Origin of the sequence: Spiroplasma monobiae MQ-1, from assembly GCF_002865545.1 — a bacterium.
GTDB lineage: Bacteria > Bacillota_I > Bacilli_A > Mycoplasmatales > Mycoplasmataceae > Spiroplasma_A > Spiroplasma_A monobiae.
In genome coordinates, this window is record NZ_CP025543.1 from 61,697 (window position 1) to 76,882 (window position 15,186).

Sequence of the window (15,186 nt, forward strand, 5' to 3'; positions counted from 1 at the left end):
TCCTATTTAAGAGGTGAAAATATGGAAAGTACAAATCAAAAATTTGAATTAGTTACTGAATATAAGCCTGGAGGAGATCAACCTCAAGCAATTGAAAAACTAATCAAAGGTTTAAAAGATAATGTTAAACACCAAGTTTTGATGGGTGCTACTGGTACTGGTAAAACTTTTACAATGGCAAATGTTATTAAAGAAGTAAATAAACCAACACTTGTTTTAGCTCACAATAAAACATTGGCGATGCAATTGTATATTGAATTAAAAGAATTATTTCCAAATAATAGAGTTGAATATTATGTGTCAAATTTTGATTTTTATCAACCAGAAGCATACATTCCATCAAGAGATTTATATATTGATAAAGATGCAAAAAGAAATAATGATCTTGAAATGATGAGATTAAGTTCTATGAATGCACTTATGATTAGAAAAGATACAATAGTTGTTGCTTCTGTCGCATGTATTTACGCAACTCAAGATCCAAAAGAATATGGAGATGTATTCTTTGAATTACAAGTTGGGCAAATCTTATCTAAGAAAGATTTGCTAACTTTTTTAGTACACACAGGTTATACAAGAGATGAAAATGATTTGGCTATGGGATACTTTAGTGCAAAAGGTGATGTTATAAGAATTGCTCCAAGTTGAACTGACAAATATCACATAAGAATTTCTTTGTTTGGAGAAGAAATTGAATCTATTGAAATGATAGATATATTAAATAATACTGTGATAGAAAAACTAAGAATGTTTACAGTCTATCCCGCAGCAGCGTATGTAACAAATTTTGACAAAATGAAACTTGTTGTTGAAAATATAGGGAAAGAATTAGAACAGAGGGTTCAATGATTTCAAGAACAAAAGAAATTTATTGAAGCAGATAGATTAGCAAAAAGAACTAAATATGATATGGAAACTATGAGTGAGTTTGGAATTTGTAGTGGTATAGAAAACTATTCTCCTCATTTAGATTTTAGAGCTCCCGGAGTACCTCCATTTACATTATTAGATTATTTTGGGGATGATTTCTTAACAATAATAGATGAATCACATATGATGATTCCACAATTAAATGCTATGTACAATACAGACAGAAGTAGAAAAGAAACTTTGATTGAGCATGGATTTAGATTACCTAGTGCAATTGATAATAGACCTCTTAAGTTTGAAGAGTTTGCAAAAAAATTAAAAAATGTAATTTATACTTCAGCAACACCCGGTCCATATGAATTGGAATTAACAAATAATGAAACTGTAGAACAAATAATTAGACCTACAGGTTTGGTTGACCCGCAAATTGAAATACGTCCAACTATTAATCAAATGAATGATATAGTTGATGAAATAAATAAGGTTGTTGAAAAAGGCCAAAAAGTTTTTATTACAGCAATCACAATTAGAATATCTGAAGATATAACAACCTACTTACAATCAAGAAATTTAAAAGTTGCCTATCTTCACTCTGAATTAAAAACCTTAGAGAGAAATCAAGTGCTTACTGATTTAAGAAAGGGTGTCTATGATGTTATAGTTGGTGTTAACCTTTTAAGAGAGGGACTAGACATTCCTGAAGTTAGTTTGGTTTGTATATTAGATGCTGATAAACAAGGTTTCTTAAGAAACACAAGAAGTCTAATTCAAACAATAGGTAGAGCTGCAAGAAACTCTGAGGGTAGAGTTATATTTTATGCTGACTCAACTTCTCAAGCAATGAAGGAAGCTATAGAGGAAACTGATAGAAGAAGGTCAATCCAAGAAGCTTATAATAAAAAGAATGGAATAATTCCTAAAACTATTATTAAAAAAATTACAGACATTATTTCAGATTCAAACATTAGAAATAAAGTTGATGAATTGAAAAAACTAAAGAAAAAAGAAAAAGAAAAGAAAAAAGAAGACTTAATAAATGATTTAAGAAAACAAATGCTAACTGCAGCTAAAGAACAAAATTATGAAAAAGCAGCAGAACTAAGAGATCTTATTTTAGAATTACAAGCAGAAAGTTAGAGGTTGAATTATGAATAAAAAAATAATTGTTAAAGGTGCTAGAGAGCATAACTTAAAGAATATCGATATTGAAATACCAAAAGAAAAACTGGTTGTTTTTACAGGTCTTTCTGGTAGTGGTAAATCATCTTTGGCTTTTAATACAATTTATGCAGAAGGTGAAAGAAGATATATTGAATCACTTTCTTCTTTCTCTAGACAATTTTTAAAATCTGTTGAGAAGCCAGATGTTGATGAGATAGAAGGGCTTAGCCCAGCCATCTCAATTGATCAAAAAACTACCAGTCATAACCCAAGATCAACTGTTGGTACAACAACAGAAATTCACGACCACTTAAGATTGTTATTTGCAAATATTGGAACTCCATTTTGCATTAATGGACATGGTCCTATAAAAACTTCATCACTTAAAGAAATAATAGAAACAATAAAAAAGGAAACAAAAGATGAAGATCAAATTTTTATTTTAGCACCAGTTATAAGAGATAAAAAAGGAACACACAAAGACTTATTAAATAAATTAAAAAAAGAAAATTTTTTAAGAGTTCAAATAAATGGGGAAGTTAAAAGTTTAGAGGATGAAATTGAATTAGAACAAAACAAAAGACACAACATAGACATAGTTGTGGATAGACTAATTTATAAATCAGAAGATGAAGATCTACAATCAAGAATTTATTCTGCAATAGAAGTTGGTCTGGGTTATTCTAATGGATTAATAAAAATAAATTATCCCAAAAGAAATGATGAAACAAGATTATTCTCTACAAAATATTCATGTAGTGAATGTGGTTTTTCAATTCCAAATCTAGAAGCAAATTTATTTTCATTTAACAAAAAAAATGGAGCTTGTGAAACTTGTTCTGGTCTTGGTGTTAACTTAGAAGCAGACCCATCATTGATAATTCCCGATTCTTCATTATCAATTCGTGATGGAGGAATATTGTATTACAAAAATATAGTAGACACAACAAATATAGAGTGACAGAAATTTAAATTGCTTTGTGACTTTTATTTAATAGACTTAGATTCACAAATAAATAAATTAAGTGAAAAGCAAATTGCTGCAATTCTTTATGGTAGTGAGGAACCTATCGAAACAAAAATAACAACTGTGAGTGGAAATGTTTTAAGAGCCTTTGACTATATTGAGGGTGTTGCAACTTTAATTGAAAGAAAATATATCGAAACAAAATCAGAAGAAAACAGAAAGTATTATGGAAAATACATGATGTCAAAAATTTGTAAAACTTGTGATGGAAAAAGATTAAATGATATTGCTTTAAGTGTAAAAATAAACGGATTGTCAATTGCGGATTTTGTAGAAATGACAATTGAAGAAGAACTAACATTCTTATTAAATTTAAATCTAACAGAACAACAAGAAAAAATTGCAAGTTTAGTTTTAAACCAATTGCTTTCAAGAATCAGTTTCTTAAACGAAGTTGGTTTAAATTATTTAACTCTTTCTAGAAGTGCTACAACTTTATCTGGTGGTGAAGCACAAAGAATTAGACTAGCTAAACAATTGGGTTCAAAATTATCTGGAGTACTTTATGTTTTGGATGAACCTTCAATTGGTCTACACCAAAGAGATAATGACAAACTAATATCCACATTAAAAAAACTTAGAGATTTAGGAAATACTTTAATAGTTGTTGAGCATGATGAAGATACAATGAAATCTTCTGATTGAATTGTGGATATCGGTCCTGGTGCAGGTGTTGATGGTGGTAACATAACAGCACAAGGCACATATGATGAAATTTGTAAAAACCCAAACTCCTTAACTGGTAAATACTTGTCAAAGCAATTATCAATACCAACACCAAAAAAGCGCAGAGGTGGAAATGGATTAAAAATTGAAATCAAAGGAGCAACAGAAAATAATTTAAAAAATATTGATGTAACAATTCCTTTAGGTAAATTTATCTCGGTAACTGGTGTTAGTGGTAGTGGTAAATCTACATTGGTAGAGGAAGTTATATATAAGGGATTAAGAAAAGAACTTAATAAAGAATTAATTCGACCCGGTAAATATAAATCTATGAAAGGTTTTGAAAATGTAGATAAAATTATTTATGTTTCACAAGATCCTATTGGAAAAACTCCAAGATCAAACCCAGCAACCTACACTTCTGTTTTTGATGACATAAGAGATTTGTATACAGATATACCAGAATCAAAAATAAGAGGTTACAAAAAGGGTAGATTTAGTTTTAATGTTCCCGGAGGAAGATGCGATGCTTGTCAAGGTGATGGTATTGTAAGAGTTGATATGCAATTCCTTGGTTATGTAGAAGTTGTTTGTGAAGTTTGCGATGGTAAAAGATATAATGAAGAAACTTTACAAATTAAATATAGAGGAAAAAATATTTGAGATGTTTTAAGTATGACTGTTCAAGAAGCTTACGAGTTCTTTGAAAACATTCCTAAGATAAGAGAAAAATTAGAAACCATTTTAGCTGTTGGTCTTGGCTATATCAAACTTGGACAAAATGCTACAACCTTATCTGGTGGTGAAGCTCAAAGAGTTAAGTTATCAACCTTTTTATTAAAAAAACAAACAGGAAAAACTATTTTCCTATTAGATGAACCAACAACTGGTTTACATATTGATGATGTAAAAAGATTAATTGATGTTTTAAATATATTAGTTGATCAAGGAAACACTGTATTAACTATTGAGCATAATTTAGATTTCATTAAAGTTTCTGATTATGTTATCGACCTTGGTCCTGAAGGTGGAATGGGTGGGGGTACAATACTTGCTACTGGAACACCAGAACAAATAGTTGAAAATAAAGAAAGTTTCACTGCAAAATATTTAAAGGAGTATTTGAATGATTAGTGTTGAAGAAAATTTAATACCTTCTGAAATTATTTTCAAAAAAAATTATAATTTAAAAAGACTTTTAGAGGATATGAACAATCCACAAAATAATTTCAAAGTTATAAGTATTGTTGGAACAAATGGTAAAGGTTCCACTTCTCAATTTATTTTTAGTGGATTAAAAACTAAATTTAAAAGAGTTGGATTATTTATATCTCCAGCATTTTTAAATCAAAATGAAAGAATCCAAATTAATTCAGAGATGATTTCTGATAAAGATTTAAAAAGGTTGCTTTCAGAAAATAATGATTTAATAAAAAAATATGAATTAACTTTTTTTGAAATATGAACATTCATTGCTATTTTATATTTTAATGAAATGAAAATTGACATTGCAGTTATTGAAGCTGGTATAGGAGGAATTAAAGATTCTACAAGTGTCTTTGAAAACCAATTAGCAGTTTGTGTTACTTCTTTAGGTTTTGACCACCAAGAAGTGTTGGGATATACAATTGAAGAAATAATTTATCAAAAAATAGCTATTGCAAAAAAGGGTGTAAAAATATTTATAAGTGCAGATAACTCTAAATACAAAAAAATAATTAACAGAGTTAACGATAACGAAAAAGTATTTGCTCAGAAATATACAGATCCAATTCACTTTCAAACTTTCAACAAGGGATTGGCCAAAGATGTTCTTGCATATCTCGGTATACCATTTGATAATTTTCATGTAACGCCTTTGGGTAGATTTAGTGTCTTAAGAGAGGAACCCTTATTTATTTTAGATGGTTGTCACAATTATGATGGGGCATATAAGTTATCTAAGCAAATTAGGGGGATAGACAATTTAATTATTTTGTTCGGTTCTAGTGAAGGCAAAGAGCAATTTAAAATGTTAGAAATTTTTAGAAAGCAAAAAAAAGATATATATCTAACTGAATTTGATCATATGAAATCTTGAAGTATAGATAAAAATAAATTTGCAAAATATAAAATCGTTGAGGATTGAAAAGAATTTTTAAAAAGCAATCAAGACAAAAATGTATTGGTTTGTGGAAGTTTATATTTTATTCCGCTTGTCTATACATGGTTTGGAGGGCAGTAATATGAATTTCTATTTATATACAAATATAGCTGCAGGTATTTTGTTGTTAGGTATTTTGGTGACTTCCCTTGCTCTTGAAAATTTTACTTTTAAAAAAATTAGTCTAAAACATATAACTGTAATTGCTTTATTTGCTGCGTGTAGTGCTATAATGACTGGGCTATCGTATATGATACCCCCTATATTTGGAAATATTCAAATTGCTTTAGGGGATTGAATAATATTTTTAATAGGTTTAATATTTGGTCCGGTGTGTGGAATCATATCAGCTATTTGTACAGATACACTTATGAGTATCACTTTACCAAGCAGATTAGGTTATCATGCCGGATATATGTTTGGTAAATGTGTTTTGGCTTTTTTTGGATCACTTGTCTTTTTAACAAAGTCAGAAAAAAGAATTCTATTAAAAGTTATAGTTCTCTACACATTTGCCTATATTTTGCAAAGTCTACTTTTAAACCAAATTTGAATGATGTCATGAAAAGGTAATGCTGCTTGATTAGATTTTGTAGCTAAGTTAATAAAGTTGCCAGTGACACTTCCTATTTATATTACTTTAACTATTTCCTCATATATTCCTATAAGAAAAATGTTGAAAAATTGGAACACAGAATTTGTGTGATGTTTTAAAACAGACTACTTAGAGAAAAATCTAGATTACTAAATCTAGATTTTTATTTAATTTATTATATATAATTACTAGTGAGGTAGTAAAAATATGAGTAAACTTTATGCAAAAAAATTAATAGACTTCTTTAAATTAGAAATAGTATCTGGCGACGACAAATTGGATAATGTAATTGAAGCCTACGGTATAAATAGAGCTGGATTAGAACTTACTGGTTATTTTGAGGATGGAGAAAAATCACATAGAATAATTGTTATGTCTACCAAAGAATATTCATACATTATGAATTTTGGTGAAGAAGAAAGAAAAGTGAGATATGAAAAGTTGTTTTCAAGAAAAATACCAATGATTATTCTTACAGACAAATTTGAAGATCCAATAGCCATTGACACTGCTAAAAAAACAAATTCATTACTTGTTAGAACAAATACAGAATCAACAAGTGATTTTACACAAAGTGTTTTAGAGTTTATGGATGATTATTTTGCTCCTCTAACTGAAGTACACGCTTCTTGTATAAATATATTTGGTAAAGGTGTTTTACTAATTGGCGAATCAGGTATTGGTAAATCTGAGATTACATTGGACTTAGTTAAGGCAAATCATTTATTTGTTGGTGATGATAGAATTGTAATTACTAAAAAATCAAATGAATTATATGGTAAAAGTCATGAAATACTAAAAAATCTAGTTGAAGTTAGGGGTATTGGTATTGTGGATGTTTCGCAAACAAATGGTTATCAAGTTATTTTAGAGAAAACAAAAATTGATTTAGTAATTGAGTTAACTCAATTCAAAAAAAATGGAATTGACGATTCTGAAAGGCTAGGTAATACATTTGCTGGATACAACATACTTGGTGTTGATGTTCCATATATCAAAATACCAGTTTCATCAGGAAGAAATATTCCAAACATAATTGAAGCAGCTGTTGCTAAATTAAAAATTAAGCAAAGCGGTCTTTATGAAGATGAAACTCAAATATTAAGTGAAAGAGCGTTGAATTTTAACAATGATTAATTTATTAACTGACATCAATTGAGTAAATGGGGGTAAAATACCAAGTGACTATGGTGATCAATTAAGGTTGATGTATCCAATCCTTGTTGGTTTTGGGGTTTTTCTTGTTATGGGCATTTCTGCACTTAAAATATGAAAAAGAAAAATACCACTTAAAGAATTTGTTAATGCAATTTATATTTCCTTGCCAATCGGAGTAATCGGAGCAAGTATTTTTGGCAAACTTGGTTCATTAGAACAAGAGTGGACATATTTCTATAAATTATTTTTCTTCTGGCAACCGGGAATGAGTTTTTTTGGTTCAATGCTATGTGGTGGAACTGCTGCTTTTTTGTGATTTTGACATAAAAGTAAAACAACAAGAGTTTCGGTTTATGTATATGCAGATTGCATAGTGCCCAATATTTTACTCGGACAATCAATTGGTAGATGGGGTAACTTATTTAATCACGAAATAATGGGAAGAAATGTTGACGATGTAAGTAAAATAAATTGATTACCAGATTTCATTTGACATAGATTATTTTATGTTGTAGATCCAAACACGGGAGAAAGATTAACTGAAATTCAGTTTAAAGAACCATTATTTCTATATGAATCTTTTGCAACATTGATGCTTTGAATACTGATAACATTTGTTTTTGCAAATTTAGCAAAATGAATAAGTAAAAAACCATGAAATGTAGATCCAATCAATTTCCCTTGCAAAGCAAACAAGAAATATAAATTTGCTTTAGAAAAAGATTTAGATGATTACTCAACTCAGGTACCTGTTAAATATCAAAGAGGACCTAATGGAACAATTTATTTATCTAATGAATGGGCGTGAAAAAAGGCTTATACATTATATGAACCTTCATTGGGTGCTGTTCAAGCAGAACAAACAAAAATAAATAATCAAAAAAGTGTTGCTTTAAAAGCGAGAGAAAAATATAATAATTTAGTAAATAAGATTAATCAAGAAATTGAAAAAGAAAAAGTTAAATTAAACAGAGGCAAAATAACTAAAAATGAGTTTGTCTTGTTTAAAAAAGAAACTAAAAATAATTATAAAAAGGAATTAAAAAACCTACGATTAGAAAAGAATTCACTCATTTCTTTTATGAAGAGAAATTCTAAAGGTCTTTATCAATTAAATAATCCAAACAATTACAAGATTACTCATTGTGGGACTCTTTCAAGTATTTATATTATTGGATACACAATTATAAGATTTATTCTTGATCCATTAAGAAATCCATATGAATTAACTGTAAAAAACATGGATATTTTGAACTACTTATTTCTAGCTGGATTTTTAATATTTGGATTAATAATATTTGTTTGTGCTCAATTTATAGCACCAAAAAAATGAAGAGAAGAGGGTTGATTATATGAAAAATCATATTAATACAGATTTTGATTTAATAATTGCTGGGGCTGGGCCCGCTGGCTTAAGTGCTGCAATATATGCCGGTAGAGCTGGTTTAAAGGTGCTTGTTTTAGAAAAAGAAGCACCTGGTGGTAAAGTGATTAAAACTGGAGAAATTGAGAATTACCCAGGTTTTACAAATATTCAAGGTCCAGATCTTGCTATGCACTTTTTTGAACAAGCAACTGCTATGGGGGCTGAATTTGAATTTTCTGGTCTAAAAGATTTTGAAAGAAATGAAGTTTTTAATGTAGAGTTAGAAAATGGAAAAACATTAACCTCTAAAGCTTTAATAATTGCTACAGGAACAAAAGAAAATTTAATTGGAGTTCCTGGAGAAGTTGAATTATATGGTAAGGGTGTATCTTATTGTGCGGTTTGTGATGGAAGTTTCTATAAAGAAATGCCAGTTGCGGTTGTTGGCGGGGGATACAGCGCCATTGAAGAGTCTATGTTTTTAACAAGGTTTGCTTCAAAGGTTTATTTAATTCATAGAAGTCAAAAATTTAGAGTTGATAATAAAACACTTGAAAAAGCAAAATCAAACAATAAAATAGAATTTATTTTAGATAGTATTGTTGAAAGTATCGAGGGAACTGATAAAGTCTCTTCTGTTAAAATAAAAAATACAATTAATTATTCAAAAAGTGAAATAGAAGTTAATGCAGTATTCCCATTCATTGGACACTATCCTGTAAGTCACTTTGTTAAGCAAATACAAATATTAGATGAAGACAAACATGTTGTTGGTGATGAAAAAATGAGAACCAAAATTGAAGGTCTATTTGTAGCTGGGGATGTTAGAAACACACCTTTCAGACAGATTGTTACAGCAACAAGTGATGGAGCATTGGCTGGTCAAAATGCTGTTAATTATATTGAAAGCCTTGATTAAAATGTCAAGGTTTTTTATTGTTGCTATGTTAAAATAATCAGAGTTAAAAGGTGTGATTACAATGTTTCTAAGCTGAATACAAGGAACAAATTGAGAAAATCCTGGTGGAGGTCTATGAACTGTAAATGAAGATTATGGTTTTTTCCATGTTTATGCATTCACAATGACTATGGGTGTTATATTTGCAATAGCCATATCAGCACTAAAATTATACAGAAGGGGAATTTCTTTAAATGAACTTTGAATAGCAGCAGCAATAATAGTTCCTGTTGGTCTTTTGGGGGCAAGTTTCTTTGGTAAATTAAATGCACAAGGTTTGGGAGAAAACGCAAATGGCGTTTCTTTCTTCGGTCTTTTTGCTTTTTGAGAAGGTGGAATGGCAATACATGGAGGTGTCTATTCTGGAACAATAGCTGGAGTTATAATATTTTATTTTTTATCAAAAAGAACCAAAGTATCTTTGTGGGTGTATGCGGACTGTATAATCCCCAATGTGCTTGTGGGTCAAGGTATTGGTAGATGAGGTAATTTTTTCAATCACGAATTAATAGGTAGACCTTTGGCGGAATGAAATAATGGTCAAACAGATGCTTTAAAATGACTTCCTGAATTTATTAGAACAAATATGGTATTTAAATATACAGGTAATAATTCAATTATAAATGGACTTCCTGTTGAACAATCCAACTTATATGTGATGTCACCGATATTCCTTTATGAATCTTTAAGTCTTATATTTGCTTGGGTTATAATAACTTTTATTATTCCTAATATAGGTAAATGAATTGGTAAAAAACCTTGAAAATTAAATCCAGATAAGTTTGAACCTAAGTTCTTTAACTTTAAAATCTGAAGAACAGAAGTTTTTGCAAATCATGAATATAAAGAAATAGAATTATACAAAAAAGAATTTAAAAAAATCAATGATGAAAACTTTATAAAAAGAAAGTGAAAACAAGGTAAGTTATTATCTAAATGCAATAATCCTCAGGGATATTATTTAGTTAGAACTGGGGTCCAAGCTGGGCTATACTTCTTTGTTTGAAATATGGTTAGATTTATATTGGAAACTGGTAGACCAGATGATCATTTATTCTTAATGTATCAAAGAACTTTATCATTAACTGTGATAGGATTATCAATGTTTGCCGGACTTATAGTTTCAATTCTTTCTCAATGGGTTATTCCATATTTATTTAGAAAGCCTGGCATAATTTATGAACAAGAATATTTTTATTTGGATGAATCAGAATGAAATTCTATCCAACCCATTATAAATAATGACGAAAGCAAAGAAAAAAAATGACATATTTTTAATTTAAAAGAAAAAAAAGCATCTTCAGAAAAAGAAAAAATAAAAATTGATAATAAAATCAGTAAGAAAAAATTAAAAGAACAAAAAGTTAAAGAAAAATTAGATAAGAAACTAGGTAAGAAATAGGGTGATAACATGTCTTTTGCAATGGAAGTTAAGGAAGAAATTTTAAATCATACATTTACAGAAGAGCAAAAGATAGCTTTGTTATCTGGTTTCATAAAATATAATGGAGAATTGATCTATACGAATAACGGAGCTGCATTAAAATTAACAAGCAACAGTAATAACGTTATCAGAAATATATTCTCCATTCTAAAAACTATATATAAGGGTAATATAGAAATATCTATTATACAAATTCAAAAATTAAGAAAGAACAAAATCTATCAATTAATGTTAACTGATAAAGTTCTTGAATTCCTTGCTAGCAACAATATTTATAATGTTGACGATGGTGAGAAAATAATTGAAATGGATTTGGAAAAATATGATAGAAAAATTAAACAAGAGTTAACAAGGGCTTATGTTTCTGGAATGTTTATTGCTATAGGAAGTGTCAATTCACCTGAAACAACTAACTATCATTTGGAGTTACAATTCAAAGAGATTGAATCTGCAATTTATATAACAAAAATACTTAAAAAGTTCGGTTTTGAATTTAAAACAACAACAAAAGGAAATAAAACAGTTTGTTATATAAAAAAATCTATTGCAGTATCCGACTTCTTAAAGTTTATAGATGCTTCAATTTCTGTAATGAAATTTGAAAATACAAGAATTAACAGGGATGTGAGTAATAACATTAATAGAATGATTAATATTGATATTTACAATCAGCAAAAATCTTCAGCAACAGGAACAAAACAAGTGCAAGAAATAGAGTTAATACAAAAGAATAATCTTATGTCAGAGTTATCACCAAAAGCTCAAAAACTTGCACAAATTAGATTAGAAAACCCAGACGCATCATTCTCTGAATTGGAAATGTATATGAATGATCAAAATGTGGTTATTACAAAATCTGGAATAAGCAATTTGTTTAAAATAATAAACAAACTTGCAAATACAATTGGAGACTAAAATATGAAAAAAGATATTATTAAAACATTTAGTAAAAACATGAAAAGAATAAGGGTAAATGCACAACTAACACAAGAAGAATTAAGTTTCAGCTCTGAACTACATAGAAATTATATTTCTGATGCTGAAAGAGGAAAGAGAAATATATCTCTTAAGTCAGTTGAAAAAATCGCAAAAGCTTTAAATGTTGAACCAATTGAATTTTTTAGGGAAATAGAAGAAGAAAAAGAAAATTAAAAAAATAGAACCTAGGTTCTATTTTTTTAATATAAAACTACTTTTGTTAACTTGTCAAAGTTAGGATCATTTCTTATGCTTTTGTAACCCTCGTAAAATAGATAGGACTTAAACCCTTTTTGTCTTAAGTTTTTGTAAACTGAAAGATGGCTTCTTGAATCTTCATCTATAATTAAAATCTTTGAATTTTTATCTAAAACCTTAAAATACTTAAAATTGAAACTTGTTACTGGTATGTTTAAAGAACCTTTTAGGTGATTTTCGCCATAAGAAATAGAATTTCTAATATCTACAACTTGTCAATTTTTACTCTTTAAAATATGATTTAACTTTTTGCTGCTTTTAGTTTTATATTTTTGTTTAAAGGCATTAGTTCTAAACAATTTATCAATAAATTTAAATACATAATCTAATCATTGCATCTATTAATCACCAAAATTATTATATATTGAAATAATGGAATTTGCTTTAATCTATTAGATAATGATAAAATATTTTTATAAGAGGAAAGAAAAATGAGAATTACACCAGAACAAGAGTTTAACAACATCAACAATTTAGCAAATACCAAACCCAGAAGAAGTCCATTGGGAGCTTTTATTTGATATTTAAGTTTCTTTTTGGTCATTCCGTTGTTTGTTCATATAGCTAATATAAACAAATTAAAAAGATTGAATATAAAGGTTTCAGAAGCAGAATCTGGCATAGATGTTCAACTTAAAAAAAGAAGAGACACAATAATAAAGTTAATTGAATCAGTCCAAGGTGGCATGAAATTTGAAAAGGAAATGCTTACCAACCTAACCTCAATGAGAACTGGGGTTGGGATTAAAGACTTAGGGAAAAATGCTTCAATGCTTGATAAAGTGTCTAAACAAGTAACGATGCAATTAGAAAATTATCCTGAAATTAAATCAACAGAATTAGTTCAAGAGTTGATGAAAACTACTTCAAGTATAGAAGATGATATTTCAGCTTCAAGAAGAATTTACAATTCAAATACAAGTATTTTTAATCAGGCCTTAAATACCTATCCAATAAATGCAGCGGCAGCACAATTGGGATATAAGTTTAAATCCTTATTTGAAATAACTGATTTTGAAAGACAAGATGTAAAGATTGAATTTTAATATAAATTAAAAAAATATTTTTTTGGATATGAAATATCCAAAATTTTTATATGAATGATATTCGTTTGGGGGGAAAGAAAAATGAATTTAAACAAAATTGATCAAGAATTATTTTTTGATTTAAAAAATGCTTTTGAGGGAGATCGAAGCGTAATGGGCGCTGCAAGAGCACTTATTATAAAAAAAATTATAACCATTATAGGATTAACATTATCAGTACTAGCACTTTTTTCGGGACTTATATTACTATTTTTAGGTGTTCAATACATTGGGCCAGAAAATATTGTGACAAAGATTGGAATTGTATTATTAATTTTGAGTATTTTTTTACTTCCAATATTTTTGATTCTTATGCTTTTGGGGTTGGAAAGGTCGAGTAAAAAATTGAATGAAGCTATAAATGAAAAGGGAAAACTTCCAGCTATTTATAAGAGTTTTTATTCTTCAAAAAAAGAACTTAAAGATGCATTTAATTTTAACTTAAAACTAGTTAATACAAATCCATCCCCAAAAAAAATTTATTCTCAATTTCATCAATCATATTTAAGTTCTCTAACTCCACCTATTTATAATAGGTCTTTGAATTCTTTAGATTTTATTTTTAATGATAAAATTGCAAAATTTCAAATACAACAACCACTTATTTTTTCAAGTAGGCGCAGGACAATGAGAAATTCTACGGTTAGTTATAAAAGAAAAGAAATAAAGGTTTCTATGGATGTTTTATATATGGACCACTCAGAATTCCAAACTATTGCAAAAAATCTTAGAATAAAAAAGGCAAAAGTTCTTAAAGGTGAATATAGATCTGAGTCTGTTGAATTTAACAATAAATACTCAACAAACATTCCGGCAAATCATATTGGTGGTGCTAAATTCCTTAGTCCCGTCGCTTTAGACACCCTGGCAAATATAAACGATAATAACTTTTTTGATTTAGGTATATTTGAGAATATATATGTGGAAAAAGTGTTTATGAAAAAACAAATTGCACCAGTTGGTCTTTTCGACTTTACTAAACTTAAAAGTAAAAAATCAATATTCGAATTGATGTCTGCAAAAATGCACCAAGAATATGAAATGCTTAAGCTTTCTATGGCTTATTTATCTTTTGTTAAATAAAATACATTATGGAATGATTGAGATAAAATCATTCTTTTTTTACCAAAAATTGTAGTATTATATAGATATTGAATGGAGGCCTTGTAATGAATTTACTTGCAAGCACAACAGCAAACCAAATAATTCTAGGTTTTGAAATTCTAGCTTTAATCGTTTCTGTATTTATGATAATAATTGGTTTGATTCAAAATAAAAGTTCTCAAACTGGGTTGAGTGCTTTAAATGGTGGTAACGATGAACTTTTCTCTAACTCAAAAGAAAGAGGAATGGATAAAACTACTTCAATATGAATGTTTAGTTTAGGAATCACATTATTTATAATCACAATTGCAATAGGAATTATTTCAAACACTGTTTAGAAAATAATGGTGTTTTTTTGATAGAAAGAAATGTT

The 15,186-nt window shown here is 28.5% G+C and carries 14 protein-coding genes; 13 read left to right on the forward strand and 1 reads right to left on the reverse strand.

Annotated features, from left to right (window positions below; genetic code table 4):
• Positions 1-21 precede the first annotated feature (21 nt).
• The 10 genes from uvrB (at position 22) to SMONO_RS00360 (ending at position 12,540) form a co-directional block, all read left to right on the forward strand.
• Positions 22-2,007, forward strand: a complete 1,986-nt coding sequence (gene uvrB, locus SMONO_RS00315) for an excinuclease ABC subunit UvrB (protein ID WP_101780368.1) — start codon at positions 22-24, stop codon at positions 2,005-2,007.
• A 7-nt stretch (positions 2,008-2,014) separates the two neighbouring features.
• Complete coding sequence (gene uvrA, locus SMONO_RS00320) at positions 2,015-4,858, forward strand: excinuclease ABC subunit UvrA (RefSeq protein ID WP_425443421.1); 2,844 nt, start codon at positions 2,015-2,017, stop codon at positions 4,856-4,858.
• Positions 4,851-5,948: a bifunctional folylpolyglutamate synthase/dihydrofolate synthase gene (locus SMONO_RS00325; RefSeq protein WP_101780370.1), complete on the forward strand. Its 1,098-nt coding sequence runs from the start codon at positions 4,851-4,853 to the stop codon at positions 5,946-5,948. Before uvrA ends, SMONO_RS00325 begins: the two co-directional genes overlap by 8 nt.
• A gap of 1 nt (position 5,949) precedes the next feature.
• On the forward strand, positions 5,950-6,615 hold the full coding sequence (locus SMONO_RS00330; protein WP_101780371.1) for a folate family ECF transporter S component: 666 nt from the start codon (positions 5,950-5,952) through the stop codon (positions 6,613-6,615).
• Between the two features lie 54 nt (positions 6,616-6,669).
• A complete protein-coding gene (hprK, locus tag SMONO_RS00335; protein WP_101780372.1) occupies positions 6,670-7,599 on the forward strand; it encodes an HPr(Ser) kinase/phosphatase in 930 nt (309 codons plus the stop codon).
• Positions 7,592-8,989: a prolipoprotein diacylglyceryl transferase family protein gene (locus SMONO_RS00340; protein ID WP_101780373.1), complete on the forward strand. Its 1,398-nt coding sequence runs from the start codon at positions 7,592-7,594 to the stop codon at positions 8,987-8,989. The genes hprK and SMONO_RS00340 overlap by 8 nt, the downstream gene beginning before the upstream one ends.
• A complete protein-coding gene (gene trxB / locus SMONO_RS00345) occupies positions 8,973-9,905 on the forward strand; it encodes a thioredoxin-disulfide reductase (protein ID WP_101780374.1) in 933 nt (310 codons plus the stop codon). The genes SMONO_RS00340 and trxB overlap by 17 nt, the downstream gene beginning before the upstream one ends.
• Before the next feature lie 61 nt (positions 9,906-9,966).
• A complete protein-coding gene (locus SMONO_RS00350) occupies positions 9,967-11,346 on the forward strand; it encodes a prolipoprotein diacylglyceryl transferase (protein ID WP_101780375.1) in 1,380 nt (459 codons plus the stop codon).
• 9 nt (positions 11,347-11,355) lie between these two features.
• Entirely contained in the window at positions 11,356-12,303 is a 948-nt protein-coding gene (gene whiA, locus SMONO_RS00355) for a DNA-binding protein WhiA (RefSeq protein ID WP_101780376.1), read from the forward strand.
• 3 nt (positions 12,304-12,306) lie between these two features.
• Positions 12,307-12,540 (forward strand): helix-turn-helix domain-containing protein, encoded by a 234-nt coding sequence (locus SMONO_RS00360; protein ID WP_101780377.1) that lies wholly within the window; start codon positions 12,307-12,309, stop codon positions 12,538-12,540.
• A 26-nt stretch (positions 12,541-12,566) separates the two neighbouring features.
• Here the strand turns inward: SMONO_RS00360 and SMONO_RS00365 are convergent, their stop codons facing one another.
• Positions 12,567-12,962: a rhodanese-like domain-containing protein gene (locus SMONO_RS00365; protein ID WP_101780378.1), complete on the reverse strand. Its 396-nt coding sequence runs from the start codon at positions 12,960-12,962 to the stop codon at positions 12,567-12,569.
• Between the two features lie 93 nt (positions 12,963-13,055).
• Between SMONO_RS00365 and SMONO_RS00370 the strand changes: the two genes are divergently transcribed.
• The 3 genes from SMONO_RS00370 (at position 13,056) to secG (ending at position 15,151) form a co-directional block, all read left to right on the forward strand.
• Positions 13,056-13,670 carry a LemA family protein gene (locus SMONO_RS00370; protein WP_101780379.1) on the forward strand — a complete coding sequence of 205 codons (615 nt, stop codon included), beginning with the start codon at positions 13,056-13,058 and terminating at the stop codon, positions 13,668-13,670.
• 81 nt (positions 13,671-13,751) lie between these two features.
• A complete protein-coding gene (locus SMONO_RS00375) occupies positions 13,752-14,792 on the forward strand; it encodes a hypothetical protein (RefSeq protein WP_101780380.1) in 1,041 nt (346 codons plus the stop codon).
• 86 nt (positions 14,793-14,878) lie between these two features.
• Positions 14,879-15,151, forward strand: a complete 273-nt coding sequence (secG, locus tag SMONO_RS00380) for a preprotein translocase subunit SecG (protein WP_101780381.1) — start codon at positions 14,879-14,881, stop codon at positions 15,149-15,151.
• Positions 15,152-15,186 lie beyond the last annotated feature (35 nt).